Below are 25613 nucleotides of genomic sequence, written 5' to 3'. Positions count from 1 at the left end.
GCCGGCAAATCGACAAACGAAGAGGCCGGCCTTGGCTTGAAAGCCCATCAGTGAGCATGTCGTTCGGGATCGATGTGGTCCTGCCAAGGCGGAAGGGAAAATTGCAAAGCTGGCCGGTCTTTGCTTTTGAGTCGGCCCGCAAAGCGTTTCGGTACTAGGCTTCTGTACGCCAGCCGACCTGATGCAGAAGGAGAACAAAATGGTTCGTCTTACCGCTAAAGATTTTTCCCCCGAATTGCTGGAGCTGTACGACTACTATGCCCACGGCAGGATTAGCAGACGAGAGTTCCTCGACCGCGCAGGGGCTTTCACCCTCTGTGGTCTGACCGCAACCACCATTCTGTCCGCGCTAAGTCCGAATTACGCGCTTGCCCAGCAAGTGGAATTCACCGATCCGGATATCATCCCAGAGTACGTTTCCTATCCATCACCCAAAGGTCACGGGCAGGTCCGCGGGTATCTGGTTCGTCCCGCCAATGCCACCGGTAGGCTGCCGGCCGTGGTGGTCGTTCATGAAAACCGCGGGCTCAACCCTTACATCGAGGATGTCGCCCGGCGAGTGGCGAAGGCAGGCTTCGTCGCGCTCGCCCCGGACGGCCTGAGCTCTGTGGGAGGTTATCCGGGGAACGACGATAAAGGCCGAGAGCTGCAGCAGACAATCGATCCAGAAAAACTCATGAATGACTTTTTTGCTGCCGTCGAATGGCTGATGGATCATCGACTCACAACCGGAAAGGTGGGGATTACCGGTTTTTGCTATGGCGGCGGCGTTGCCAATGCCGCCGCCGTTGCCTATCCCGAACTCGGCGCTGCGGTCCCCTTCTATGGACGCCAGGCCGACGCGGACGACGTAAGCAAGATCGAGGCGCCATTGTTGCTCCACTACGCCGAGCTCGACACGCGCATCAACGAAGGCTGGCCGGCCTACGAACAGGCGTTGAAGGCGGCGGGCAAGACCTATGAGGCATACATTTACCCTGGCGCGAACCATGGTTTTCACAACGACTCAACCCCCCGCTACGATGAAGCAGCAGCCGAATTGGCATGGGATCGCACGTTGGCGTGGTTCAGGCGCTACCTGGCGTAGGTCCAAGCGTAGGGAAGGAACCAGCGTTTCGCCTCGATCAAACCGCACGTTGCCCCGCGCAGCGGTGGCTGCGATCCGGCAGGACCTACGAATGCCGTCGTGCGGGAATTAAATAAAGGGCAAAACATGGTACTGCTGGCCATGGGGTCGGCCCGTTATCAGCTGACCTAACCCGCTCGGCACTCGCCGGGCGAAACCTTCCATTTCAGCCTTACGGCTGGCCGTTGCCGCCGGAGGCACCGTAGACCTGGCCGGTGACATAACTGGCTTCGGTCGATGCCAGCAACACATAGAGCGGCGCGATCTCCGCCGGTTGGCCCGGGCGACCGATGGGGGTGTCGGCCCCGAAGGTTTTCAGGTTTTCCATGGTCTGGCCGCCGCTGACCTGCAGCGGCGTCCAGAACGGCCCCGGTGCCACGGCATTCACGCGGATGCCTTTCGCGATCAACTGTTTCGCCAGCCCTTTGCTGAAGTTGGCGATGCCGGCTTTGGTCAGCGAGTAGTCCAGCAGATTGGCCGGCGGATCATAGGTGGTGACCGACGAAGTATTGATGATCGATGACCCGGCCGGCATATGCGGCACGGCGGCCTTGGTGATCCAGAATATGGCGTAGAGATTGGTCTTGAGCGTCCAGTCGAACTGCTCGGTGGTGATGTCGAGAATCGATTGTTCGCTGTTCTGCCGCGCTGCGTTGTTGACCAGAATATCGAGCCCGCCCAGTCCTTCGACGGCCCGCTGCACCAGTTCGCGGCAGAAGGCTTCGTTACGAATATCGCCGGGCAGGGCGACCGCCTTGCGTCCGGCTTCGCGAATCAGCTCGACGACCGCCTGGGCGTCCGGCTCTTCTTCGGGGAGATAACCAATGGCCACGTCAGCGCCTTCGCGCGCGAAAGCAATTGCCGCGGCACGCCCGATGCCCGAGTCGCCGCCCGTGATCAAAGCCTTGCGACCGGCCAGGCGATTGGACCCTCGATAGCTGGTCTCGCCATGATCGGGTTGCGGTTGCATGTCTTGGGCGAGCCCTGGCCAGGGCTGCGACTGCTTGTCGAATGGCGGCTGCGGGTACTTGGCCTTAGGGTCGCTCATCGGAGCCGGAGCGGGCTGCGATGTGGTACCCGAATGGGTTGACTGGGCGAATGTCGGCAAGACCATCCCAGCTGCCAACGTGGCGGCGGCGCCTTGAATGAGTTTGCGGCGTGAATCGTCATGATCGTCCGAGCGCATGGAGGCTCCTGTCAGGGGCTGTGCTGCATCCGGCACTCCATTACCGATGGTGGCTGGAAGGGAAGTTGAGCCATGCCCATTGGCTCTTGGGAGGACGTGTAGGTAGACGCGCCGGGCAAAGTTATCGTTCCCCCGCTCGGATGGCCGGGCGCTTGAACTGATGTCGGGTTCCATTGCAGGCGAAGAGCAATTCGGTACCGATTCTCTCGGGCCGTCCCCTCTCGTCGGTTCGTGGGCTGAAAGGCAAAACCGTAAAGGATTGTTCCGGTCATCTCCTTGAACCCTGTGCGGAGGTGAACGATGAAGCTCTACTACTACGACCACTGCCCCTTTAGTGCCCGAGTACGCATGGCATTGAATCTGAAAGGCATCGAGGCCGAGCGCGTGGTGTTGCCCGCCGATGACGAGCAGACCATCACCCATCTGATCGGCAAGCACCAGATACCGGTGCTGGTTCGCGATGACGATACGCCGATGGCCGACAGCATGGGCATCGTCAAATACCTCGATTATCTCGACGGCCAACCCATGATCCAGGAGCCGGATACCGCCGCGCTGGACGAGTGTCTCGAGTCTTTTGTACCGAACCTGCAATACCTCGGTTATCCGCGCTGGACGCAGATCGGTCTGGAGGAGTTCGCCAGCCCTTCGGCCTACGAGCATTTCCGCAAAAAGAAAACCGAAACCATCGGCGACTTCGACGAAGCGCTCGCCAACACCGAGGCCAAGGCGCGCGAGGTCTCAGCGCAGCTGAGGCGATTGACAGAGATCGTCGACCTGACGCCGACCCATCAGCACCCGCGCTGGGACGACGTCACGCTATTTCCCATGCTGCGCAGCTTGAGTGTGGTGAAAGCCATCGAATGGCCCGAAGAGGTGCGTGCCTACACCGTCACCCAGGCGCAGCGCTGCGGACTCGACACTTTTTTCGACCGGGCGCTCTGAGAGCCTCGTGCCACGCCGGCGTGGCTGCACGCCGTTCCCGATCCGTCACCGCCTGACACAAGGATCCATGATGTCCGCGCTTTTCCTCGACCCGCCTTTTCCGCCCCAACCGATCGGGGGGCGGTGCCGATGAAGCTCTCGCAAAGCCAGTTGTGGCCGGCGGTCGATCCGCAAAGCGATCACATCAGCGGCCCGCAGGATGCCGAAGTCACCCTGCTCGAATACGGCGATTACGAGTGCATGGCATCATCCTCGCGCTGGTCATCGGCAAGCCGATTGGCATCACCGCCGGTGCCTGGCTGGCGACACGGGCCGGCCTCGCCGGCGGTCCAGAAGGTTACAGCTGGCGGCAACTGATCGGCGGCGCGACGCTGTGCGGCATTGGCTTCACCATGTCGATCTTCATTGCCAGCTCGGCCTTCCAGCAGGACGGTGATCTGGCGCTGGCCAAGGCGAGCGCAATGGTGGCCTCGCTGATCGCAGGCTTGGCCGGCTGGCTGCTCCTGCGTAGCGGCGGGGACACGGAAAAAGACGAAGAGGCCGAAGCGGATGCCTCGTCCGAAGACGGCAAAGGGCAGCCGGCCAGCCACTGACTTCGGCCAGGATGCAGCGCCCGGCATCCATCGTCACCCAGACGCAGCGTGCAGATTCGACGCCTTTTTTGAGACTCATCGCTTTGAGACTCATCGCGTAATCGGGGGGCCGAACCTCTGGCAGTAGCGGCGTCCTCGGCTTCGGACGTTGCACAGCCAGCGGCAGCGCTCAGTGTGCTGCGCGCGGGGGCCTCTCGAGCAGCTTGTCCGACGTCAGCGGCAGCGACCGGATGCGCTGCCCGGTCGCGTGAAACACCGCGTTGGCGATCGCCGCGGCAACACCGACCACGCCGATTTCACCGAGGCCTTTCACGCCCAGCGGATGGCCTCGGCGATCGTCTTCCTCGATCGTCAGCACCTCGATATCTGGCACGTCGGCCTGCGTGGCGACCATCGCTTCGGCGAGGTCGGCGTTCATCCAGCGGCCATTGCGGCAGTCGAGCCGGCTCTGTTCGAACAAGGCCTGGCCGAGCCCCCAGACCATTCCTCCCATCAACTGGCTATGCGCGAGCAGCGGGTTGACGATGCGTCCGCAGGCGAAGGCGCCGACCAGACGTTGAACGCGGATTTCGCCGGTCAGCGGCTCGACCGCGACCTTGGCGAATTGCGCGCCGAAGGTGCCACGGCCGAGCACCGGTTTCTTCATCTGCGAGGCGGTGCTGGCCTCGGCTTCCACACCGTCGAGCCCATGGCGGCGCAGCAGTTCGGTGACCAGCTCCCGCCGGCCATCGGCGGCGCGCAACGCCCCGTCTTCGAACCTCAACGCCTCGGCCGGCAGGCCGTGCAACGGCGACGCCACATCCTCCACCGCCCGCTCGGCGAGTTGCTGGCGCACCTGGTCGGCCGCTGCGGTGATCGCCGCGCCCAGGCTCAGGGTGGTCGACGAACCGGCAGTCAGGGAACTGTAGGGCAGGCGCGTGTCGCCCCATTCCAGCGTCACCCGCTCCAGCGGCAGGCCGAGCGCCTCGGCGGCGATCTGGGTGAGGGCGGTCAGGCCGCCCTGGCCGATCTCGTGAGTCGAAGAAGCAGCCACTGCGCTGCCATCGGCATTCAGCCGCACGCGTGCCGATGCGGGCATTTGCGCGACGTGATAGATGGCGGTGGCCATGCCGTAACCGATGCAGTGACCGTCCTCGCGCATCGAACCGATGACCGGATCACGCCGGGCCCAACCGATACGCTCGGCGGCCTGCCGATAGCACTGGCGCAACGACTTGCTCGACCACGGCTGGCCGCCCTGCGGCTCGACTTCAGCGTAGTTGCGCAGGCGTATCTCCAGCGGGTCGAGGCCCAGGCAATGCGCCCATTCGTCCATGGCACTCTCGATGGCGAACTGGCTGACCGCGACGCCCGGTGCACGCATCCAGCTCGGCGCATTGATGTCCATCTCCACCGCACGGTGGCGGGTGCGCAGGTGCTCGCAGGCATACAGCTTGGGCGTCATCTCGCCGACCGGTTCGATGAAGTTCGATAGCGTCGAGTTCTGGATCAGAGCGTCCTGCATGAGCACCGAGAGGCGTCCGTCGGCATCACCGCCCAGGCGAATGCGCTGGCGTGTGCCGCCGCGAAACGGCATCAGCGAGAAGGTCTGACGGCGGGTCAATTCGAGCGACACCGGACGGCCGGCGCGCCTGGCCGCCATCGCCGCCAGCAAGGGATGCAGGTTGCCTTTCTTGCCGCCGAAGGCGCCGCCGGTGAAGGGCACGATCAGTCGGACCTTGTCGTCGAGATCGGGTTCGGCCTCGCCGCTCTTCATCACCTCGGTAAAAGGCTTTTGCAACCCAAGATCGAAGGCCTGGCCGAGCGCATAGGCATCGCCATAGGAATACTGGGTGGCGGTGTGCACGGTGAGCCTGCCCTCGGCATCCCAGGCGGCGATCGCGGCGCCCGGTTCCAGCGCATTGTGATGCTGTGGCACGGTCTCGTAGGTTTCGTCCAGCTGCTCTGCCGTAGCTGCAAAGGCAGTGTCCGGATCGCCACGCTCGGTGACCGCTGGTTCGCCGGCGCCTACCTTCTCCGGTTGTTCGGCGCGGTTTTCGTCGAGTACGAACAACGGCTCGCGTCCGGCCGGCTCATAGCGCACTTCGACCCGTGCCGCCGCATACCGCGCCACCACCGATGTGTCGGCAACGACGATGGCCAGCGGCTGGCCGTTGTAATGCAGACGGTCATCCTGCATGGGCAGGAAACGGCCGAGTTCACCGCCAGGCAGCGTCTGGATCGGCTTGAGTCGCGGGGCGTCGAGATGGGTCATCACCAATTGCACGCCCGGTATGGCGCAGGCGGCGGTCGTGTCGATGGCGAGCACACGGCCACCGGCCTGAGTACTCTGCACCACCGCGCCATACCCTGGTCGGTCGCCGGAAGGATTGTCGGCGAGATCGGCGGCATAGCGCGCCTTACCGGTGACCTTGGCGTGCCCATCCAGGCGGCGCGGGGAGCTTGATAACGAACGTGTCATGGCAGCTCCAAGACTGGGTGGTATTGGCGGCTGGGAGGCCGGTGCGATGGATCGTCTCCGTTCGGCCATGCTTGGGCGTGGGTGTTCCGGGAAAACACTGCTACGGGATGAATGGCAGGCGCGCTGCGGTTGTAGTTGTTGTAGTTCGCGAAAGCGTGGCCTCAGCGGCCGAGGCGCGTTGAGCTTTCCGAACTGCGCGCCGCCCGCGGTTACCGCTTTCTGGCGACGAAAGGGCGGTGTAGGGCAAGGCATCCGGATACGGCTTGAGCGAATCCTGAGCGCCCACGAAAGTGTGGCGCAGGAGAAACCTCAACGAGCGCGGTTGACGTCTTATCGAGAACGCGTCGGTACTTCTGGCTCGGCTTCGGCGGGTTCGGCGGAAGGCTCGCTGGATGGCGCCGCTGTTGGTGTGCCGATGCTCTCGTTGGCGGCACGGCAGGTCAGTTCGGCGAACGGCTCATCAGGGGAATAGTCGCCGGGTACCCGCTCGACCCGTTGAGTGTTTGGCGTCACGGTGAATACGGGTGGGGCAGAGGTGTCTGCCCGTGCATCGGCGGGCACGTGGAACTCGCAGGTCACTGTCTCGCCGGTCTTGTTCATGACTTTCACCGCCCGAATCCCCACCAGTTCACCGCCAGCCTCGGTTGTTTCGGTCGGCACGCCCATGGCGCTGACCTCGATATCCAGGCCGTTCAGGTGCGTGATCACTTCGGGCTTCGGCGTCTGGGCGAATGCAGGCTGCGCGCAGAGCGCAATGCCAAGGGCGGTGAGCAATGGCTTGGTCATAGAACCTCCTTGAGTCGATGCCTGCTTAGAAGGGTTCGATGGGTAAGGGTTCGGTTCTTCCCGCACGGATTGATTGCAAAAGATTGGATCGACATCCATATATTCGCGAAAGCACGCTTCGTCAGGCCCGGGCGCTGCCGTAGGCATTGGCGGTGATGGCAGCGCGACGATGTCGCGTCGATGCGCCATGGGTGTCGGCGCATGCTGGGTTATTTGGGTGCTTTGAGATTGCGCGCATAGAGCGCTTTTCCGCCAGTTGAAGTGGTTTCGCGTGATTCCAGCTCGAAGCGCTTGGGTTGGGATTTGATCAGATCGCTTAGTTTCTTGAACCCATAGAGGCGCGGGTCGAACGCAGGGCGGAGCTTGCCGATGTTGGCGCCTAACGCACCCAGATGGACCCAGTCATCTTCATCGTCGGCAATGTCACTGAGCACCTTGGCGATGAAATCCACCGGTACTTTCTGCGATTTGACTTGGGCGCTCTTGTCGGCGGTCTTGGCTTCCTCTTCGGTTTTCTCAATCGATGCCGGCGTAAGTGATTTGTCGCCGTTGTTTGTCGGCTCCTGCGAGCTCTTGGGCGCGTCGGCGCGGAGGATTTCGGTGTAGATGAACTTGTCGCAGGCGGAGACGAAGGGCGCGGGTGTCTTCTGCTCGCCGAAGCCATAGACGGTCAGGCCTTCTTCGCGGATGCGCGCGGCCAGGCGGGTGAAGTCGCTGTCGCTGGAAACCAGGCAGAAGCCGTCGAAGCGCCGGGTGTAGAGCAGGTCCATGGCGTCGATGATCAGTGAACTGTCGGTGGCGTTCTTGCCGGAGGTGTAGGCGAATTGCTGGATCGGCTGGATGGAATAGTCGAGCAGCACCTTTTTCCAGCTGCCGAGGTTGGGCTTGGTCCAGTCGCCGTAGATGCGTTTGACGCTGGCGACGCCGTACTTGGCGATTTCTTCGAACAGGCCCTCGACGATGGCGGCGGGCGCGTTGTCGGCGTCGATGAGCACGGCGAGGTGGGTCTGTTGGTGGGTCGTGTTGGGCTTGGCGGCCATGGAGTCTTCCCTGGAAGGTTTACGTCGACCTTAACGCTCTTGTCGAGCCTCCGACCATAGGCAATTTGCCCTCTGCATCGACGTGGATGTGAATGCAGCAAGGCCGCAATGTGCATCCACGCTGCGCTCGGAAAATATCAGTGCCGGATCAGCTCGGTAGCTTGCTCAGGGATTGTGGTTCGTGCATCGGGCAGCCGTTGTGGCGGGCGCGAAAGCCGGCGGACATTTCGTAGGCCGGTTTGCGCGAGCGCATGATGCCCCCGAGCGGACGATGCGCGGCGAGGCCATGCCAGGGGCTGAAGGACATGTCGTCGTCAACCACCGCGGCCCGGGCTTCGGTCCAGGCCGGTTGTGCCGGGACCTCGATACGAGCGACGGTGACGTAGGGACTGAGTGCTTCCGGCCAGATCACGGTGGCGTCCTCGACCGGCATCTTATCGATATCGGTAGCCAGCTGAACGCGCATCTCCCAAATACCGCCGTGTTTCGCGAAGTGCTGGTTGACGGCCTCGCGCAGGCCGTCGGGATTGTTTTTCAAATCGACTTTCTGATCGGTCAGGGCGGTCAACTCCGGCGACACGGGCACAACATTCAGCTTGGCGAAGTAAGGACCATAAAGCAGTGGCACCACGCTATAGAAGGTTTCGCCGAGTATATGAGTAGTCGGATGTCCGCCCATGCTCTTGAGCATTTTGCTTTCTCCGCCGAGGGCTTCCAGCGCGGTTTCCGCTCCGCGCAGTGTTGCCGAGAGCGCCTGCTTGGCCCGCGGTGCCTTGTCGGTGGTCTTGGCGAGCAATTTCAGCGAGCGGAGAAAGTCCTTCGGTGTGGCGGCGATAAAACTCGGCGCATTGACCATGACGAAATCCTGGGTTACCTGAGTTTCACTTCCGGACAAGCGCTCGCCTTCGACGCCGATCAGTTTGAGCGCCAGCCCGCGCGGTGTCGAAACCTTGTCGTCGAGAATGTCACCGGGGTTAGTGGAAAAACGCAGCACCACCGGCATACGCCCCGGCCTGGCGAACGCACCCTGGGCCAGTTCCGCTGGCAGGTTCGGCAGAATTTCGATTTCGCCCTGCAACAGGCCGTGGCTCTTGGCATGCACGCTGCGAATCGCATGGCCACCATCGGCGTAGGTGGTCTCCATGATGCCGCGCAAGGCTTCGGTCAGCGCTTGGGTGGTCTGGGCTTCGTCGTCTGGCATCTGCTCGAAGGCGGGATCGAAAGGCAGGGGACGTACGCTGAGGGCATCGGTCATGGGGTCGGCTCCGGGGTTATGGTGCCGTCGCGGCACTGTCAGTCGACTGCCGATCGCCTTGATCGTTTCCGTCGGTCGACGGGCGTCCGGACCGTTACAGCGGCATTACCCCAAACCCTCGCGCCATCAGGGCGGCCAGCAATGGGATCAGCAGTAAGGCGAGCAATTCGATGCGGATGATCAGCTTCACCCAGCGCGTCGAGGTTGAGGTGAGCTGCGGGACCTGACCGGCTTTGAGCGCCGGGCGCCATTTGAGGAAGGTGACGGTGGGATAGATCGACAGCAGGGCCACGATTACGAACACGCCGATCTTGGCGTGAAAAAAACTGTTGTTCAGGTAGTAATCGAATCCCTTGCCGTAGCGCATGGCGCGCATCGCACCGGTCACCAGCACCAGGCCGGCGACGATGCCGAACGCGGTATCGGCGCGGAACAGGCTGCGCGCACGCTTGAAGTTCAGTGGCTGGCTAAACAGCTGGTGCTCGAGTACTAGCAGGGCGAAGAGCAGGAAGATCGCCACGAAGTGCAGGTAGGCGGCGACGGCGTAGGCCATTTTCAGTGTCCTTTCGAGGGTGCTGCAGCGGGTGCGGCATGAGTCGAGGTAAACCATTGCTGCTGGCGTTGCAGGCGGCGGGCGATGCTGCCCAGGCAAATACCACGCAGCAGCATGAAGGCGAGAAAGGCCAACCACAATCCGTGATTGCCCATCCCCCGTAACAGCCAGCCCAATGGTAGCGAAATCGCAACGGCCAAGAGCATCGCGTTGCGCATTTCACGTGCACGGGTGGCGCCGATGAAGAGGCCATCGAGCAGGTAACTCCAGACGGCTACCAGCGGCAGCGCCGCCAGATACGGCAAAAAAGTGATTGCCGTTTCGCGTACTGCAGGAATGTCAGTTTGCAGGCCGATGAACAGTTCGCCGCCGAGCAGGAAAAACAGGCCAAAGGCGATGCTCGCCAGCAGTGACCAGCCGCCCGCAACAGTCAGGATACGGCGCAGCTCGGTACGGTTCTGCGCACCGATGGCATGGCCAGTGAGAGCCTCTACCGCATGAGCCAGCCCGTCGAGCGCATGGGCGGTGAGCATCAGGCCGTTGAGCAGCAGCGCGTTGGCTGCAACCGTCGCATCACCCAGGCGGGTGCCCTGCACGGTGACGAGAAAGAACACCAGCTGCAGGGCCAGCGAGCGCAGGAAAATATCGCGGTTCACCGACATCAGCGGTTTCCAGCTCGCCCAGCGGCGCATGGCCTTGCTGTCCAGACGACCGCGGTAGCGCAACAGGGCGCCGCGGGTCAGGGCCAGGCCGACCAGCACGCCACTCCACTCGGCGATTACCGATGCGCGTGCGGCACCGGCCACGCCCCAGTCCAGGCCGATAACGAACCAGAGGTCCAGGGCGACGTTGATCAGGTTGGTGGTGAGCAGGATCGCCAGTGGTGCGCGAGCGTTCTGGGTGCCGAGAAACCAGCCGATCAGGGCCAGACTCGCCAGGGCCGCGGGCAGGCCCAACAGGCGAGTAAGAAAGTAGGCCTGTGTCAGGTTGTCGAGCTCGGCGGACGGCTGCATCAGCTGCAGCGCGTACTCTTTGAGCGGCAGCGCGACGAGGCTCAGTAACAAGGCGAAACCGAGCGCGAGCAGCAGGCCTTGCAGCAATACCTGTCGCAGCGCACCGCCATCTTCACGCCCGGCCGCCTGGGCAGCGAAGCCGGTGGTGCCCATGCGCAGGAAGCCCATGACCCAGACCAGCAGCGTATAAAGGCTGCCGCCCACCGCAACCGAAGCCAGTTGATGCGCATGCGGCAAATGGCCGATCACGGCGCTGTCGACCAGCGCCACCAGCGGCACGGAAAGGTTGGACAGGATCATCGGTGCAGCCAGCGCCCAGACCCGCTTATGGGTAGGGGCGTGCTGCCAGGCGGTCAACAGCCGTGACATGACGGGGCTCCAGAACAGCCCGGCATGATACAGCAGGCGGCAGCAGGCGGCAGGCGGCAGGCTACAGGCTACAGGCTACAGGCTACAGGCTACAGGCTACAGGCTACAGGCTACAGGTCACTGCTTGAGGCTTGAGGCTTGAGGCTTTTGCCTGCCGCCTGCCGCCTGCTGCCGCTTAATGAATCAACCAGCTCAGCAGCCAGAGACCGAGAAACAGGTAAATCACGCCGGCGATGATCGAACGTCGGAAGAAGGCGCGAGCGGCAGCCACCAGAAACATCAGGCCGATCGCCAGGGCGATCAGGCTGATCAGCGAGCGGTCCATGCCCAAGGTTCGCGAAAGGCCCTCCAGAAAGTTCGCCCCGGCATCGGCGAACAGCCCGAAGAGGCCGCTGAGTGCGTCGACGATGTAGCGGATTACCGTGCCGAGCGCCTGACCCAACCATTCGAAAAAGCTTTCCACCCGCATGTCTCTCTCCTGCCGTTCGATCCGTAGCTGCAAGCGCAGCCGTTCCTTGGGGCATTGGGCTATCAATCAGCCTGGCAGTTCCCACGGCTTGGATTGAACCGGCGTATAGCCGGCGTGTCAGTACAAGGCTGATCGGCACCTGCGTTGCGTGTCGTCATGCAATTGCAACCCTTCCCGAGTAGGCTGTCCGCCAGTGCTCTGACGAGAAAAGACGATGCCGATACTTACCGATGCGCAGTCGCAGTGGTTGCCGCGCGCGCGCCCAAAGGTCTGGGCCTTGGGTTTACTGGCTGCCGGCCTGCTCTATTCTGCCGCTTCCTTTCATCTGGATGAGCGAGTGTTTTATGGGCTGAAATCCGCCTGGCACGAAAACAGCTGGGAAGCACGCAGCTTGTGGCTTCCCGAGTACAAGGTGCGCGTCGAGGCGCAGCCGGTGGCGTCGGTTTCCAACAACCTGTCCGGGCTGACCTTCGATGATCGGCGCAACCATCTCTGGGCGGTGGTGAACAACCCCGAGTCACTGGTCGCGCTGGATCAGGATGGCAATTTTCTTGAACGTTACCCCTTGCAGGGCTTCACCGACGTCGAGGGCATCACCTACCTGGGCGACAACCTGTTGGCGGTTGTCGAGGAGCGCAGCCAATCGGTGGTGATAATCCCGGTGCCGGACCGTCCCGGTGCGTTGCAGCGTGAGGATTATGCGTCGGTCTCGCTGGCACTGGGCGAGGCGGACAATGCCGGTTTCGAAGGCGTTGGCTACGATCGGGCCGGTGATCGGTTGTTCGTGGTGAAAGAAAATTCGCCACGCAAGCTGTATGAAATTCAAGGCATCAAGGCCAGCCTGAACGGCCAGTTGAATCTGAAGATCATCGATCGCGAGTCCTGGATCGAAGACAAGGACATGGCGACCGATCTCGCCTCCGTGCACTTCGATGAGCGCACTGGGCATCTGGTGCTGCTCAGCGACGAAGCGAAGATGATGCTGGAGCTCGACAGTGAAGGCGGGATGGTCAGCTTCCGCTCGCTATGGAGCGGCTTTGCCGGGCTGGAAAAGAGCGTGCCCCAGGCAGAGGGCATGACTTTCGATGCCAAAGGCGATCTTTATCTGGTCAGCGAACCAAACCTGTTCTACGCCTTCGAGCGCCAATAGCCGTTTCTGGATTCGCCGCCATCAGCCGCGGCGGATCATCCACACACCACCTAAGATCAGCAGCAGCCCGGCAACCTTGCCGACGCTGATCGATGACTGACGAAACCCCGCCCAGCCGAAGTGATCGAGCAGCAGCGCCATGCCCAGTTGCCCGGCCAGCACCAACGCCATGAACAATAACGCCCCAATGCGTGGGCCGGCGAACGCTGCAGTCGCGATGAAAAACATGCCGAGGAGGCCGGCGCACCAGTGGTACCAGTTCAAACCCTTCAGTGCTTGAATCGAGGGCATATCGCGCTGGACCAGAACGACAAAGATCAACGCCACGGTGCCTACGGCAAATGAAAGCATCGCCGCGCTCATGACGCTGGTCAGGTGTTTGGCCGCTTGTCCGTTGATACCGGCCTGCAGCGGCAGAAACGCCCCGGCAATCAAAGGCAGAACGAGAAGCCACCAGGCTACGACAGGCATGCGAATTTACTCCGGTGATTACAAAGACGGCCCACCAGGGCGGCAGGCCGGAGATCGATGATGAACCCCAGCTCTCGGGGCTATTTGCAGGTGTTTCGTTACTGCGCTCCACCTTTTGGCGAGCCCGTGGTCATGACGGGCTGTTGAGTCAGTATTCGCCGCGGGGTGCGCCTCCCACGGTTCGGCACGGTTTCAAGGTTTGTGTAGGAATCCCGCCCTCGGGGCGAAGCATTTGCCTTAGCCGGCAGTCCGAAGCCCGCCACGGCAGCAGGCCGGATTCGGAACGGAGCGCAGTTTACTGCGGTGGGTACTGCGAAAGCACCTTGGCGACGGTCTCGCGGAACATCCCGGCGCGCTCTTGCGGACTGCCAGGATCGTCGCTCAGGATCTGCTCAGCGCTGCCACGCCAGACCAGCTTGCCATCATCTGCATCATAAAAATCCACCTGCAGAGTGCCGACCTGATAGTTAATGGTGCGGGTGTCGGTGATCATCGGTCCGCCCCAGAAACCATGCCACGGGCTGCCCCAAGCCCCCATCGACGACGAGGTGTATTGCTGGCTGCGTTGGTCGACGATGAACCAGGCCTGTATCAGCACATCCGGCTGGCTGCCGGACTGAGCCTGGCGCAGACCACGCTGGTCGAGCTGTTCGCTGATCGCGCTACGGATGCGCTGCTCGGTTAGGTCGCTCTTGATGCGTGGATCGTCCGGGCGGTACTGCAACGCTGGTTCCTTCCAGCTCCAGCTGCGATACGTGGAAAAGTCCCGCTGCGGATCGAAGTCGCGTTGCACCTGAGTGCTCTGGCAGGCGACTAACAGCAACAGCAGGGGAAGCATTATCAGTTGCCGGAACATGTCGATTCTCCTTGGGTATTCGAAACCGGTGTCAGCGCGGCGGATAGTCGGCAAGGGCGTCATTGACTGCATCGCGTGCGGCGTCCTTGCGTTCGGCCTGGCTGCCGCCGCTGCGCGACTCGGCGCGGTTGCTCCAGATGGCCTGGCCTGAACTGCTGTCATACATTTCGATGTATACCGAGACCACTTCTTCTTCGTAGGTGCGCATCACGGGGACGCTGGTTCCAATTCCATAACCGCTGCCATAACCGCTGCCGAAGCCGCCGTAACGGCCTGCCCCGATATGGGGGCCGTAATCGTCATAGGCCTGACGCACGCGCGTTTCCATGTTGGCTCTGGCGCTGATCTGCACATCGCCCTTGGCATCATTCGGGGCAGGACGTAGGCCGCGTTGGTCGAGGGCGCCGGCGACCATTTCCTGCAGTTCCGCTCCGGCGAGCGAGGCGGTACCAGGCGGCGGGTTGCGCCAACTCCAGCTCTGATAACTGGAAAAATCCCGCGGCGCCGCCGGGTAGATCGGAGACTGGATCTGCTCGACGGGTGGCGCGGGGGGAATCGGCGCGGATTCGCTCGTGTACGGATTGCCGCCCTTGCAAGCCGCAAGGCTCAGGCAGAGCAATGTCAATGCAGCACGGGTCAACATCGAATACCTCCCGACCGGCACTCAGCGAGGCCGGCACAACCAGTGCAGGTAGCGCCCGAGACCGGCAAAGGCGGGATGGCGGCGGTAGGCCAATTCCATCTCGATCAGATCGGCAGGCTCGGTGCGGGCCTGGAAATCGGCGGGCATGTAGTCATGGAATACGCGCACGCCGCTGGTTGATTCGACCCGCCAGTGCGGCGCGAGTTGCGCACCCAGCTCGCGCGGGTCGAGCGGCTGTTGCGGCGTCAGGCTCTGGCGTTCACCGGCATAGCTCTGGCTGCGCAGCTTTTTGAAATGGCCCTTGAGCAGGTTGCGGTAGATCAGCGCGTCGCGGTTGTAGAAGGCCAGCGACAGCCAGCCATCGTTGGCAACCAGTCGATGCAGCACCGGCAGGATCGCCTGGGGCTCGGCCAGCCATTCCAGTACCGCGTGGCAGATGACCAGATCGAAACGGCCCTCGACCTGGCTTTCGATGTCCTGCCACGGCGCCTGGATAAAGGTGGCTGATTGACCGGCAGCGGCGAAGCGCTCGCGAGCACCTTCGAGCATCGGTTCGGCCGGTTCGGCGAGCGTGACGTCGTGACCCTGCTGAGCTAGCCAGAGGCTCATATGGCCAAGCCCGGCGCCAATATCGAGCACGCGCAGCGGGTGTTGCGGCAGCACTTCGGCGAGGTCCGCCTGCAGCACCGCAAGGCGGATCGCGCCTTTGGCACCGCCGTAGATTTTCTCGGCGAAACGTGTGGCCAGCTCGTCGAAATGGCGATCGGTCATTGGGCGAACCGCCGCTCGTTATCCGCCAGCTTGGCCAGCAGCGCTTGTTCCATGTCGACGCCCAGCTCGCTGCACATCAGCAGCAGGTACATAAGGATGTCGCCGACTTCCTGACCGGCATGTTCCAGCTTGTCGGCCGGCAGCTGGCGCGATTCGTCCTCGGTCAGCCATTGGAAGATTTCCACCAGCTCGGACATTTCCACGCTGGCGGCCATGGCCAAATTCTTCGGGCTGTGAAAGCGTTGCCAGTCGTTGCGATCGCGGATCGCGTGCAGGCGTTTGGTGATCTGTTCGATGTTCATCAGAGGGCGGCTCGTTGGGAGGCGGCTAGCTTCCGTCAGCGCGCCGATGCTCGCAAGGGGCAGCGCCGGTTCAAAGGGTCGCGGCGGTGCGGCGTACCTTGAGCACACGCTCCACGGCGAGCACGCCGGGGCGATAGTCGTTCTGCTCGATGGCGCGAATCGCCTGATCCAATGCCAATTCCGCGATCTGCTCATGTTGCTGCGAGATGGCGTTGACCCGTATCGGCAGAAAATCCAACAGCTGCGCGTCACCAAAGGTCGCCAGCCGCAGCTGCGCAGGCCATAGCAGGCCGCGTTCGCTCAGGGCATCGAAGACGCCTTCGAGCAGAACGTAGGCGGTGGTGATCAACGCGTCGGGCATCGCGCCGCGATGGAGCAGCGCCAGCATCTGCTCACGGCCGCAGGCGCGGCTGAACTGCTCGGCCTGCATCACGCTGATTTTTCCATGATGCTGAGCGAGTGCTTGGCGGAAACCCTCTTCGCGCTGCTGGCTGATGCGCAATCCGGGCCGAGCGCTGATCAGCGCGATATGCGCATCGGCCGGCACATGCAGTGAGTGCGTCAGCTGCGCGGCGGCCTGGTGATCGTCGCTGACCACCGAGCAGAACTGTTCCGGGTCCAACGCCCTGTCGAGGGCAATGATCGGCGTGCCGCTGGCGAGCAGCGTGCGGTAACTGGGGTCGTCAGCCGGCAGACAGCTGGCCACGATCAGCGCATCGCAGCGGCGCGAACGCAGCACTTGGATAACCTGGCGCTCAGTTTCCGGCTCGTCATCGGAGCCGACGATCAATAACTGATAGCCGCGTAAACGGGCGCGCTGTTCGAGCAATTTCGCCAGCCGCGCATAGCTGGGGTTTTCCAGATCGGGAACGATGAAGCCCAGGGTGCGCGACTGCCCGCGTCGCAACCCGGCGGCCTGTTGATCGAGCTGAAAACCCTGTTGCTCAGCCACTGCCATCACCCGGTCCGCCGTGGCCTGGCTGATCCGCCGCTGTACGGCCTTGCCGTTGAGTACGTAGCTGGCGGTGGTCACCGAGACGTTGGCGAGGCGGGCGATGTCGGTCAGTTTCAACTCGATGATCCTGGGCGAAGGACGGGTGGTATGAACTTGGGCTTCTAGAGTTACCCAATATTGCGTAATGTGCCAGCCTTAGATGAAACGTTTCAGCAGCCGTTCGGTCATAAGCGCCAGCCCATCGATGCCAGCGCCTCCTGCCGGCCCGGCCGGCAGAAGAAACAATCGTGAGCCCGCACAGGAGTTCTCCATGCTTGAGTTGAATGCCCAGCATATCCACATGCATCAGACGGCGACCGACAAACCCGCCGCCCTGGCCTTGCTGGCCGAGGTGCTGGTGGCTGACGGGCTGGTGGCGCCCGGTTATCTCGACGGGCTCCGTGCGCGCGAAGCGCAGGGCTCGACCTTTCTTGGCCAGGGCATCGCTATTCCGCACGGCACGCCGGAAACCCGCGATCAGGTGTTCACCACCGGCGTCCGCCTGCTGCACTTTCCCGGCGGCGTGGACTGGGGCAACGGCCAGCAGGTCTACCTCGCCATCGGCATCGCCGCGCGTTCGGATGAGCATCTGCGTTTGCTGCAGTTGTTGACCCGAGCGCTTGGCGAGGGCGATCTGAGTGAAGCGCTGCAAAAAGCCAAAAACCCCGAGGCGATCATCGATCTGCTGCAGGGCGCGCCGCAGGAATTGGCGCTGGACGGTAAGTTGGTGGCGCTCGGTGTGGCCGCCGATGATTTCGACGAGCTGGCCTGGCAGGGCGTCAAATTGCTCAAGCGTGCCCAGTGCGTGGAACCCGGTTTCAATGCCGGGCTGGCGCTGAACCAGGCGCTGCCGTTGGGCGACGGTTTGTGGTGGCTGAGCAGCGAACAGTCGGTGCAGCGTCCCGGGCTGGCCTTCGTCACGCCAATCAATTCGCTGGTTCACCAGGGACAGCCGCTTAACGGCCTGTTCGTGCTCGCCAGCCTTGGCGAGGCGCATCGGGCGATGCTCGAACGCTTGTGCAATCTTCTGATCGAAGGCCGTGGGCAGGAACTGAGTCAGGCGACATCCAGCCGCGTGGTGTTGGAAGCGCTTGGAGGCGAAGTGCCCGCCGACTGGCCGAGCGCTCAGGTGCCGTTGGCCAACGCCCACGGTCTGCATGCGCGCCCGGCCAAGGTGCTGACCGAAATTGCCCAAGCCTTCGATGGCGACATCCGCGTGCGGCTGGCTAATAGCGAGAATGCCGGCGTGTCGGCCAAAAGCCTGAGCAAACTGCTGGCGATGGGTGCGCATCGTGGCCAGGTGTTGGAATTCATTGCCGAGCCTTCGATAGCGGGCGATGTGTTGCCAGCGCTGTTGCGAGCGGTGGAAGAGGGTTTGGGCGAGGAGGTCGAACCTTTGCCCGCGCCAGGCCAACTGATGGACAACACCGGTCCGTCGCTCGCCGCGCCGCCTGATCGAGAGGCTGTCGAACAAGCGGCGTTTCTTGACGGCGAACGAGTGGTGGCCATTGCTGCCTCGCCCGGCATCGCCATCGGCCCGGTGCTGGTGCGCAAGCCGCAGGTGATCGACTACCCCAATCACGGCGATTCCCCAGCGGTCGAGCTGCAGCGCCTGGATGCCGCGCTCGATACCGTGTTCAGCGAAATCGGCGTGCTGATCGGTGAAAGTGAGGTCGCCAGTATTCGCGATATCTTCACCACCCATCAGGCGATGCTGCGCGATCCGGCGCTACGCGAGGACGTGCAGATACGGCTGAAAAAAGGCCTGAGCGCCGAAGCCGCCTGGGTCGAGGAAATCGAAAACGCCGCGCAGCAGCAGGAGTCGCTGCACGACAAGCTGTTGGCCGAGCGCGCGGCGGATCTGCGTGACGTCGGTCGTCGCGTGTTGGCCTGCCTGACTGGTGTCGAGGCCGAGCAGGCGCCGGAAGAGCCCTACATTCTGGTGATGGACGAAGTGGCACCGTCGGACGTTGCCACGCTCAACTGCCAGCGCGTCGCTGGCATTCTTACCGCAGGCGGCGGCGCGACCTCGCACAGCGCGATCATCGCCCGTGCGTTGGGCATCCCGGCCATCGTCGGCGCCGGGCCCGGCGTGCTGGGGTTGGCGGCGAACACGCTATTGCTGCTGGACGGCGAGCGCGGCGAACTGCTGGTCGCGCCGAGCGAGGCGCAGCTGGCAGAGGCCAGAAGCGACCGCGCCGAGCGTGAGGAACGCAAGCGTCTGGCCGATGAGAGACGAATGGAGCCGGCGATCACCCGCGACGGTCATCCCGTGGAGATCGCCGCCAATATCGGCGCAGCCGGGGAGACAGCCGAAGCCGTTGTCCTCGGCGCGGAAGGCATCGGCCTGCTGCGCACCGAGCTGGTGTTCATGAACCATTCCCAGGCGCCGGACCAGGCGACCCAGGAAGCCGAGTATCGCCGCGTGCTGGAAGCGCTCGAAGGGCGGCCCTTGGTGGTGCGTACGCTGGACGTCGGCGGTGACAAGCCGTTGCCGTACTGGCCGATGCCAGCCGAGGAAAACCCCTTCCTCGGTGTGCGCGGTATCCGTCTGAGCCTGCAACGCCCGGACATTCTCGAAACCCAGCTGCGCGCGCTGCTGGCCTGCGCCGACGGCCGCCCGCTGCGGATCATGTTCCCCATGGTCGGCAACATCGACGAATGGCGCTCCGCCAAAATCATGGTCGATCGCCTGCGCGTGGACCTGCCGGTGGCGGATCTGCAAGTCGGCATCATGATCGAGGTTCCGTCCGCCGCGCTGATCGCACCGGTACTGGCGCATGAAGTGGATTTCTTCAGCATCGGCACCAACGATCTCACCCAGTACACGCTGGCCATTGATCGCGGCCATCCGACGCTTTCCGGCCAGGCCGATGGCTTGCATCCGGCGGTGTTGCGACTGATCGATATGACCGTCGAAGCCGCGCATGCGCAGGGCAAATGGGTGGGCGTGTGCGGCGAGCTGGCCGCCGATGCGTTGGCGGTGCCGATGCTGGTGGGCCTTGGTGTCGACGAACTGAGCGTATCCGCCCGCAGCATTGCGCTGGTCAAAGCGCGGGTGCGGGAGATGGATTTCGGTGTTTGCCAGCGGTTGGCCCGGCAGGCTCTGCTGTTGCCGGGTGCGCATGAAGTACGCGCCTTCGTCGGAGAGCATTGCTGATGGCTCGCGTTCTGACGGTCACGCTCAATCCGGCGCTGGATGTCACGGTGCGGCTGCCTGCTTTGCGGCTCGGTGAGGTCAACCGAAGTGAAAATCTGCAGGTTCATGCGGCCGGTAAAGGGCTGAACGTGGCGCAGGTGCTGGCCGATCTTGGTCATCAGCTGACCGTGACCGGCTTCCTCGGCGCGGACAATCCGCAGGCGTTCGAGCAACTGTTCGCCGCGCGTGGCTTTGCCGATGAGTTCGTCCGCGTCGCCGGAGAAACCCGCAGCAATATCAAACTGGCCGAGGCCGGCGGGCGAGTTACCGATATCAACGGTCCGGGGTTGATGGTTGCCGAGGCGGAGCGCGTCGAGCTGCTGACCAGGCTAAAGCGCCTCGCGCCTGCACATGATCTGGTGGTGGTGGCCGGCAGCCTGCCGCGCGGTTTCCAGGTGGAATGGTTCATCGAGCTGTTGCGCACGCTCAGGCAGCTCGGCGCACGGGTCGCGCTGGATACCAGCGGTGCCGCTTTGCGCGCCGGACTGGCGACGGCGCCCTGGCTGATCAAGCCCAACGAAGAGGAGCTGGCCGACGCCCGCGGAATGAAAACGGCCGATGCTCAGGCGCTTGCCCGTGAAGCCTGGCGATTGCAGGTCGAAGGCGTTGAGCACGTGGTCATCTCACAAGGGGCCGACGGCGTGAGTTGGTTCGGCCCGGATAGCGCCTGGCACGCACATCCGCCCAAGGTGCAGGTGGTCAGCACCGTCGGCGCTGGGGACTCGCTGCTCGCCGGCATGCTTCACGGCTTGCTGGAGAGCTGGCCCGCCGAACGCACCCTCAGCCATGCCACCGCTATCGCTGCGCAGGCGGTCGGGCAGATCGGCTTCGGCATTACCGACACGGCACAACTCGCCGAGCTAGAAGCCGCGGTCCGGCTCCAGCCGCTGAACCCATAATTCCAATAAAGAGGTGAAAGAATGAATCTTCTCATCGTCACGGCTTGCCCCAACGGAATGGTCACCAGCGTGCTCACGTCGCGCCTGCTCGAGGCCGCCGCGCATCGTCTGGGTTGGTCGACCGCCGTGGAAGTCCATGATCCCAAGGCCATCGGCTCGCCACTTACTGCTGCGCAGATCGCGGGCGCCGATTTGGTGGTCGTGGTCAAGACCGGGCCGTTGTCGCTGCAGCGCTTCATCGGCAAGCGCGTCGCGCAATCGACACCCTCCGAAGCCCTGCTCGACCCTGAAGGTTTTCTGCGCAGCGCCGCCGACACCGCGGCGGTGCTGGAGCAGGATGGTCAGCCGACAAGCACGTCCGTCGCTGGTAAGCCCAAGCTGGTCGCGATTACGGCTTGCCCGACTGGCGTCGCGCATACCTTCATGGCTGCCGAAGCCTTGCAGCAGGCGGCGATCCGCAAGGGTTACGACCTGAAGGTGGAAACCCGCGGCTCGGTGGGTGCGCGCAACGTGCTCGACGCCCAGGCCATCGAAGAAGCCGACGCGGTGCTGCTAGCTGCCGATATCGAGGTGGATGTCACACGTTTCGCCGGCAAGCGAGTGTTCCGCTGCGGCACGGGTGTGGCGTTGAAGCAGCCCGATGCAACGCTGGATCGGGCGTTGGAGGAAGCCGCAATGCTCAGCGGTGGCGCCGCGGTCGGTGCTGGTAGTGGCGAGCCAAAGGGTGAGAAGACCGGCGTCTACAAGCACCTGCTCACCGGGGTTTCGTACATGCTGCCGATGGTGGTGGCGGGCGGTTTGCTGATCGCGTTGTCCTTCGTCTTCGGCATCGAGGCGTTCAAGGAAGAGGGCACCCTGGCGGCGGCGCTGATGAAGATCGGCGGCGAGACGGCGTTTCAACTGATGGTGCCCTTGCTGGCCGGCTATATCGCTTATTCCATCGCTGACCGGCCCGGTCTTGCACCGGGGATGATCGGCGGGCTGCTGGCCGGCACGTTGGGCGCGGGTTTTATCGGTGGGATCATCGCGGGCTTCGTTGCCGGCTACGCGGCCAAGGCGGTCAGTCGCTGGATTCCGCTGCCAGCGAGTGTCGAGTCGCTCAAGCCGATCCTGATCATCCCGCTGCTGGCCAGCCTGCTCACAGGCCTGGTGATGATCTATGTGGTGGGCACACCGGTGGCGAAGCTGCTCGCCGGGCTGACCGAATTTCTCGACACCATGGGCACCTCCAACGCCGTTCTGCTCGGGCTGCTGCTCGGCACCATGATGTGCGTCGATCTTGGCGGGCCGGTGAACAAGGCGGCCTATGCGTTTTCCGTCGGCCTGCTCGCCTCGCAGAGTTACGCACCGATGGCCGCGACCATGGCCGCCGGCATGGTGCCGCCGATCGGCATGGGCATCGCCAGTATTCTTGCCCGTCGCAAATTCGCCCAGAGCGAGCGCGAAGCCGGCAAGGCCGCACTGGTGCTCGGTTGCTGCTTCATCTCCGAAGGGGCGATTCCCTTCGCTGCGAAAGACCCGCTGCGGGTTATCCCCGCCAGCATCGCCGGTGGCGCGCTGACCGGCGCGCTGTCGATGGCCTTCGGTGCGAAGCTGCTGGCGCCCCATGGCGGGCTGTTCGTACTGCTGATTCCCAATGCGATCAATTATGCGCTGCTGTATCTGCTGGCAATTCTTGCGGGCAGTCTGCTGACTGGAGTGATCTACGCAGTGATCAAAAGGCCCGAGGTACAGCCCCTGGCCATCGATGCCGTCGCTTGAGCGCGTCTGCCAAAGGGCTGAACTAAGGCCTCGCTGTCGTATCCCACTGCTAACTGGTCGAGATTTTGTTTCAGAAGGTTTCGCCCGCCGTTAATTGAAAACGAATTGGCAGGAGAGTCTGGATGAGTATCGAATACGGGCCCCGACCCTTGCGTATCACCCTGACCGCCGTTGTCGTGCTGGTGCTGGGCGCGTTGATGACGATTGGCGGTGGCTACCTCGCGATACTGGGTGGGTCCTGGTACTACGTGATCGCGGGTATCGGTTTGCTGGTGGTGGGCGGCTTGCTGTTTGCGCGGCGCCGCGCGGCAATCTGGTTGTATGCCGTGCTGCTGCTGGCGACCCTGGTCTGGACGGTCTACGAGGTGCGCTTCGACTGGTGGCAATTGGCGCCGCGTATCGACCTCTGGTGCATCCTGGGGTTGTGGCTGATCCTGCCATTCGTCAACCGTTACCTCGGCGATCGGCTGGTCTGGCGTGACGGCGCCAGCGGGCTGCTCGGGCTGGGGCTGGTGGCTGGCGCGCTGATGGCGGGCTACTCACTGACGCAGGATTACCACTCGATCCAGGGCCAATTCAGCGATGCGCAAATGCAGGGCTTGAACCCTGAAGGGCAGGCGGGCCGACAGGCTAACGAATGGACGGCCTACGGTGGCTCCGATCGCGGCGACCGGTACTCACCGGCCGATCTGATCACCCCGGAAAACGTTGGCAAGTTGGAGAAGGCCTGGGAGTTCCACACAGGCGACTTGCCCGGTCCGAACGATCCCGGCGAATTCACGTATGAAGTGACGCCGCTCAAGGTCGGCAACAGCCTGTTCATCTGCACACCGCACAGCATCGCCATTGCGCTGGATGCCGATACCGGTGAGGAGCGCTGGCGCTACGACCCGAACATCAACCGCGATGCCCAGTATTACCAGCACATGACCTGCCGTGGCCTGGCCTTCCATGATGCGACCCGCTACGCCACGGCGGCCTCGGCCACTGGCCAGCCGAGCCAGCCCGCTGCACGCTGCGAGCGTCGGCTGTTCCTGCCGACCAATGACGCCACACTGATCGCCCTCGACGTGGAAGACGGCAAACCCTGCGAAGACTTCGGCAACGCCGGCGTGGTGGATCTGAAAGTCGGGTTGGGTGAGGGCGCGCTGGGCGTCTATTTGCCGACATCGCCGCCTGTGGTGACCGAGAGACTGGTTATCGTCGGCGGGTCCATTACCGACAACGGGTCTGTGGATTCCCCCGGCGGCGTGATCCGCGCCTACGACGTGCGCAACGGCCGACTGCTGTGGAATTTCGACCCTGGCAACCCGGACGCCACCGAGCCGTTGCCGCCGGACGAAAACTACACCCGTAGCACGCCGAACTGGTGGACTACGTCGGTAGCGGACGAGTCGCTGGGTCTGGTCTACATCCCCACCGGCAACCAGACGCCGGACCAGTGGGCGCAGCCGCGTACGCCCGAGTCGGAGCGCTTCACCGATACACTGGTCGCACTGGATCTCGCGACCGGCAAGGTGCGCTGGGAATTCCAGACCGTGCATCACGATCTATGGGACCGCGACTTGCCGTCCCAGCCAACCCTGGTCGACATCGACGGGCCGCAGGGCAAGGTGCCGGCCATCATCCAACCAACCAAACGCGGTGACCTCTATGTGCTCGACCGCCGCACCGGTGAGCCCATCGTGCCGGTCGAGGAATTTTCCGTGCCGCAGGGCACCGATTACGGTGATTTCACCGCCCCGACTCAGCCGGCGTCGGCGCTCAGCTATGCGCCTGACGAACCGCTGCATGAGAAGGATATGTGGGGCGGGACGCCGCTGGACCAGATGATGTGTCGGATCCAGTTCCGCAAGTTGCGTTACGACGGGGATTTCACGCCGCCGTCCGAACGGGGCTCGCTGATCTATCCGGGCAATGTCGGTACCTTCAACTGGCCCTCCGTGGCGGTCGATCCTAGCCGACAGCTATTGTTCGGTGCGCCGAACTATCTGGCGTTCGTTTCGACCATGGTCAAGCGCAGCGAAGTCGACCCCGACGAGCGTTCCGGCGGCGGTGAAACCGGCCTGCAGCCCAATCTCGGTGCGCCCTACATGGTCAGGCTGGAGCCGCTCTTGTCGGTGCTGGGCCTGCCATGCCAGACCCCGCCGTGGGGCTATGTCACGGCTGTCGACCTGCGCACCATGAAGAAAGTCTGGATGCACAAGAACGGCACCAGCCGCGACAGTGCACCGCTGGGCATTCCGCTCCCGGTCGGCGCGCCGGCGCTGGGCGGCCCGATCGTCACTGCCGGTGGTGTGGCCTTCATGAGCGGCACGCTGGATTACTACCTGCGCGCCTATGACATGCAGAACGGTAAAGAGCTGTGGAAAGCGCGGCTGCCGGCGGGCGGCCAGGCGACGCCGATGACCTATGTGTCGGAGAAGACCGGCAAGCAGTACGTCGTGCAAATGGCCGGCGGGCACGGGTCGTTCGGGACGAAAATCGGGGATTCGGTGGTGGCGTGGGTGCTGGATGAGCAGGCGGAGTAGAGGTTGATTAGGTTGTGTATCTCGATCTGGATGCTTGGCGAAACCGCCGTCCCCTCACTCTAGCCCTCTCCCCGGAGGGGAGAGGGGACTGGTCGGAGTTGTGTCGTGTGTTCTGGTAAATATCGCGCGATAGCTGCTGGCCAAAATGACGCTAAACCAAACCAAACCAAACCAAACCAAACCAAACTAAGCACTAAGCACTAAGCACTAAGCACTAAGCACTAAGCACTAAGCACTAAG

The 25613-nt window shown here is 63.2% G+C and carries 22 protein-coding genes; 8 read left to right on the top strand and 14 right to left on the bottom strand.

The genetic code is table 11. The features are described 5' to 3' along the window. The first annotated feature begins 199 nt into the window (after nucleotides 1-199). A complete protein-coding gene (gene yghX / locus AC2LD7_RS04260) occupies nucleotides 200-1087 on the top strand; it encodes a YghX family hydrolase (protein WP_484596610.1) in 888 nt (295 codons plus the stop codon). Between the two features lie 211 nt (nucleotides 1088-1298). Here the strand turns inward: yghX and AC2LD7_RS04255 are convergent, their stop codons facing one another. Next, on the bottom strand, nucleotides 1299-2312 hold the full coding sequence (locus tag AC2LD7_RS04255) for an SDR family oxidoreductase (RefSeq protein WP_484596609.1): 1014 nt from the start codon (nucleotides 2310-2312) through the stop codon (nucleotides 1299-1301). A 300-nt stretch (nucleotides 2313-2612) separates the two neighbouring features. Between AC2LD7_RS04255 and grxB the strand changes: the two genes are divergently transcribed. Together grxB and AC2LD7_RS04245 are read left to right on the top strand one after the other, a co-directional pair. After that, complete coding sequence (gene grxB / locus AC2LD7_RS04250) at nucleotides 2613-3257, top strand: glutaredoxin 2 (protein WP_484596608.1); 645 nt, start codon at nucleotides 2613-2615, stop codon at nucleotides 3255-3257. A gap of 236 nt (nucleotides 3258-3493) precedes the next feature. Beyond that, on the top strand, nucleotides 3494-3850 hold the full coding sequence (locus AC2LD7_RS04245) for a Na+/H+ antiporter NhaA (protein WP_484596607.1): 357 nt from the start codon (nucleotides 3494-3496) through the stop codon (nucleotides 3848-3850). 169 nt (nucleotides 3851-4019) lie between these two features. Here the strand turns inward: AC2LD7_RS04245 and AC2LD7_RS04240 are convergent, their stop codons facing one another. The 7 genes from AC2LD7_RS04240 to AC2LD7_RS04210 all read right to left on the bottom strand — a co-directional run bounded on the left by AC2LD7_RS04240 (nucleotide 4020) and on the right by AC2LD7_RS04210 (nucleotide 11796). Then, the gene (locus AC2LD7_RS04240) at nucleotides 4020-6311 is read right to left on the bottom strand and encodes a xanthine dehydrogenase family protein molybdopterin-binding subunit (protein ID WP_484596606.1); all 2292 of its coding nucleotides are present in this window, start codon (nucleotides 6309-6311) and stop codon (nucleotides 4020-4022) included. Between the two features lie 330 nt (nucleotides 6312-6641). Next, a complete protein-coding gene (locus AC2LD7_RS04235) occupies nucleotides 6642-7097 on the bottom strand; it encodes a hypothetical protein (RefSeq protein WP_484596605.1) in 456 nt (151 codons plus the stop codon). A gap of 209 nt (nucleotides 7098-7306) precedes the next feature. Further along, nucleotides 7307-8137, bottom strand: a complete 831-nt coding sequence (locus AC2LD7_RS04230) for an NYN domain-containing protein (RefSeq protein ID WP_484596604.1) — start codon at nucleotides 8135-8137, stop codon at nucleotides 7307-7309. Nucleotides 8138-8285: 148 nt separating this feature from the next. After that, the gene (locus tag AC2LD7_RS04225; protein WP_484596603.1) at nucleotides 8286-9392 is read right to left on the bottom strand and encodes a catalase family protein; all 1107 of its coding nucleotides are present in this window, start codon (nucleotides 9390-9392) and stop codon (nucleotides 8286-8288) included. A 94-nt stretch (nucleotides 9393-9486) separates the two neighbouring features. Further along, nucleotides 9487-9945 (bottom strand): DUF2214 family protein, encoded by a 459-nt coding sequence (locus tag AC2LD7_RS04220; RefSeq protein ID WP_484596602.1) that lies wholly within the window; start codon nucleotides 9943-9945, stop codon nucleotides 9487-9489. 2 nt (nucleotides 9946-9947) lie between these two features. Then, nucleotides 9948-11327, bottom strand: coding sequence for an MATE family efflux transporter (locus AC2LD7_RS04215; protein ID WP_484596601.1), 1380 nt, complete (start codon nucleotides 11325-11327; stop codon nucleotides 9948-9950). 175 nt (nucleotides 11328-11502) lie between these two features. Continuing rightward, entirely contained in the window at nucleotides 11503-11796 is a 294-nt protein-coding gene (locus tag AC2LD7_RS04210) for a hypothetical protein (protein ID WP_484596600.1), read from the bottom strand. Nucleotides 11797-12010: 214 nt separating this feature from the next. On the opposite strand from AC2LD7_RS04210, the gene AC2LD7_RS04205 reads away from it, so the two are divergent. Further along, on the top strand, nucleotides 12011-12946 hold the full coding sequence (locus AC2LD7_RS04205) for an SdiA-regulated domain-containing protein (RefSeq protein ID WP_484596599.1): 936 nt from the start codon (nucleotides 12011-12013) through the stop codon (nucleotides 12944-12946). A 21-nt stretch (nucleotides 12947-12967) separates the two neighbouring features. On the opposite strand, the gene AC2LD7_RS04200 is transcribed toward AC2LD7_RS04205, so the two are convergent. The 6 genes from AC2LD7_RS04200 to cra all read right to left on the bottom strand — a co-directional run bounded on the left by AC2LD7_RS04200 (nucleotide 12968) and on the right by cra (nucleotide 17061). After that, nucleotides 12968-13417, bottom strand: coding sequence for a DMT family transporter (locus AC2LD7_RS04200; protein ID WP_484596598.1), 450 nt, complete (start codon nucleotides 13415-13417; stop codon nucleotides 12968-12970). A 295-nt stretch (nucleotides 13418-13712) separates the two neighbouring features. After that, the gene (locus AC2LD7_RS04195; RefSeq protein ID WP_484596597.1) at nucleotides 13713-14273 is read right to left on the bottom strand and encodes a DUF4136 domain-containing protein; all 561 of its coding nucleotides are present in this window, start codon (nucleotides 14271-14273) and stop codon (nucleotides 13713-13715) included. A gap of 31 nt (nucleotides 14274-14304) precedes the next feature. Continuing rightward, a complete protein-coding gene (locus AC2LD7_RS04190) occupies nucleotides 14305-14916 on the bottom strand; it encodes a DUF4136 domain-containing protein (protein ID WP_484596596.1) in 612 nt (203 codons plus the stop codon). Nucleotides 14917-14937: 21 nt separating this feature from the next. Further along, nucleotides 14938-15687 (bottom strand): methyltransferase, encoded by a 750-nt coding sequence (locus AC2LD7_RS04185; RefSeq protein WP_484596595.1) that lies wholly within the window; start codon nucleotides 15685-15687, stop codon nucleotides 14938-14940. Beyond that, on the bottom strand, nucleotides 15684-15989 hold the full coding sequence (locus AC2LD7_RS04180) for a nucleotide pyrophosphohydrolase (protein ID WP_484596594.1): 306 nt from the start codon (nucleotides 15987-15989) through the stop codon (nucleotides 15684-15686). Before AC2LD7_RS04180 ends, AC2LD7_RS04185 begins: the two co-directional genes overlap by 4 nt. A 70-nt stretch (nucleotides 15990-16059) precedes the next feature. Further along, nucleotides 16060-17061, bottom strand: coding sequence for a catabolite repressor/activator (cra, locus tag AC2LD7_RS04175; RefSeq protein WP_484596593.1), 1002 nt, complete (start codon nucleotides 17059-17061; stop codon nucleotides 16060-16062). A 193-nt stretch (nucleotides 17062-17254) separates the two neighbouring features. On the opposite strand from cra, the gene ptsP reads away from it, so the two are divergent. The 4 genes from ptsP to AC2LD7_RS04155 all read left to right on the top strand — a co-directional run bounded on the left by ptsP (nucleotide 17255) and on the right by AC2LD7_RS04155 (nucleotide 25373). Then, complete coding sequence (gene ptsP, locus AC2LD7_RS04170; RefSeq protein ID WP_484596592.1) at nucleotides 17255-20143, top strand: phosphoenolpyruvate--protein phosphotransferase; 2889 nt, start codon at nucleotides 17255-17257, stop codon at nucleotides 20141-20143. After that, nucleotides 20143-21081: a 1-phosphofructokinase gene (pfkB, locus tag AC2LD7_RS04165; protein WP_484596591.1), complete on the top strand. Its 939-nt coding sequence runs from the start codon at nucleotides 20143-20145 to the stop codon at nucleotides 21079-21081. The genes ptsP and pfkB overlap by 1 nt, the downstream gene beginning before the upstream one ends. 21 nt (nucleotides 21082-21102) lie before the next feature. Then, entirely contained in the window at nucleotides 21103-22842 is a 1740-nt protein-coding gene (locus tag AC2LD7_RS04160; protein ID WP_484596590.1) for a PTS fructose-like transporter subunit IIB, read from the top strand. Between the two features lie 122 nt (nucleotides 22843-22964). Beyond that, a complete protein-coding gene (locus AC2LD7_RS04155; RefSeq protein ID WP_484596589.1) occupies nucleotides 22965-25373 on the top strand; it encodes a glucose/quinate/shikimate family membrane-bound PQQ-dependent dehydrogenase in 2409 nt (802 codons plus the stop codon). Nucleotides 25374-25613 lie beyond the last annotated feature (240 nt).

It is taken from the genome of Stutzerimonas sp., from assembly GCF_982611455.1.
The sequence above is the reverse complement of the archived record's forward strand: the minus strand, read 5'-3'. Positions and strand labels throughout refer to the sequence as shown.

What these genes read in the sequence shown, in the direction of transcription:
- yghX (WP_484596610.1), top strand. Translation starts at nt 200, where the DNA reads ATGGTTCGTCTTACCGCTAAAGATTTTTCCCCCGAATTGCTGGAGCTG.
- AC2LD7_RS04255 (WP_484596609.1), bottom strand. Translation starts at nt 2,312, where the DNA reads ATGCGCTCGGACGATCATGACGATTCACGCCGCAAACTCATTCAAGGC.
- grxB (WP_484596608.1), top strand. Translation starts at nt 2,613, where the DNA reads ATGAAGCTCTACTACTACGACCACTGCCCCTTTAGTGCCCGAGTACGC.
- AC2LD7_RS04240 (WP_484596606.1), bottom strand. Translation starts at nt 6,311, where the DNA reads ATGACACGTTCGTTATCAAGCTCCCCGCGCCGCCTGGATGGGCACGCC.
- AC2LD7_RS04235 (WP_484596605.1), bottom strand. Translation starts at nt 7,097, where the DNA reads ATGACCAAGCCATTGCTCACCGCCCTTGGCATTGCGCTCTGCGCGCAG.
- AC2LD7_RS04230 (WP_484596604.1), bottom strand. Translation starts at nt 8,137, where the DNA reads ATGGCCGCCAAGCCCAACACGACCCACCAACAGACCCACCTCGCCGTG.
- AC2LD7_RS04225 (WP_484596603.1), bottom strand. Translation starts at nt 9,392, where the DNA reads ATGACCGATGCCCTCAGCGTACGTCCCCTGCCTTTCGATCCCGCCTTC.
- AC2LD7_RS04220 (WP_484596602.1), bottom strand. Translation starts at nt 9,945, where the DNA reads ATGGCCTACGCCGTCGCCGCCTACCTGCACTTCGTGGCGATCTTCCTG.
- AC2LD7_RS04215 (WP_484596601.1), bottom strand. Translation starts at nt 11,327, where the DNA reads ATGTCACGGCTGTTGACCGCCTGGCAGCACGCCCCTACCCATAAGCGG.
- AC2LD7_RS04210 (WP_484596600.1), bottom strand. Translation starts at nt 11,796, where the DNA reads ATGCGGGTGGAAAGCTTTTTCGAATGGTTGGGTCAGGCGCTCGGCACG.
- AC2LD7_RS04205 (WP_484596599.1), top strand. Translation starts at nt 12,011, where the DNA reads ATGCCGATACTTACCGATGCGCAGTCGCAGTGGTTGCCGCGCGCGCGC.
- AC2LD7_RS04200 (WP_484596598.1), bottom strand. Translation starts at nt 13,417, where the DNA reads ATGCCTGTCGTAGCCTGGTGGCTTCTCGTTCTGCCTTTGATTGCCGGG.
- AC2LD7_RS04195 (WP_484596597.1), bottom strand. Translation starts at nt 14,273, where the DNA reads ATGTTCCGGCAACTGATAATGCTTCCCCTGCTGTTGCTGTTAGTCGCC.
- AC2LD7_RS04190 (WP_484596596.1), bottom strand. Translation starts at nt 14,916, where the DNA reads ATGTTGACCCGTGCTGCATTGACATTGCTCTGCCTGAGCCTTGCGGCT.
- AC2LD7_RS04185 (WP_484596595.1), bottom strand. Translation starts at nt 15,687, where the DNA reads ATGACCGATCGCCATTTCGACGAGCTGGCCACACGTTTCGCCGAGAAA.
- AC2LD7_RS04180 (WP_484596594.1), bottom strand. Translation starts at nt 15,989, where the DNA reads ATGAACATCGAACAGATCACCAAACGCCTGCACGCGATCCGCGATCGC.
- ptsP (WP_484596592.1), top strand. Translation starts at nt 17,255, where the DNA reads ATGCTTGAGTTGAATGCCCAGCATATCCACATGCATCAGACGGCGACC.
- pfkB (WP_484596591.1), top strand. Translation starts at nt 20,143, where the DNA reads ATGGCTCGCGTTCTGACGGTCACGCTCAATCCGGCGCTGGATGTCACG.
- AC2LD7_RS04160 (WP_484596590.1), top strand. Translation starts at nt 21,103, where the DNA reads ATGAATCTTCTCATCGTCACGGCTTGCCCCAACGGAATGGTCACCAGC.
- AC2LD7_RS04155 (WP_484596589.1), top strand. Translation starts at nt 22,965, where the DNA reads ATGAGTATCGAATACGGGCCCCGACCCTTGCGTATCACCCTGACCGCC.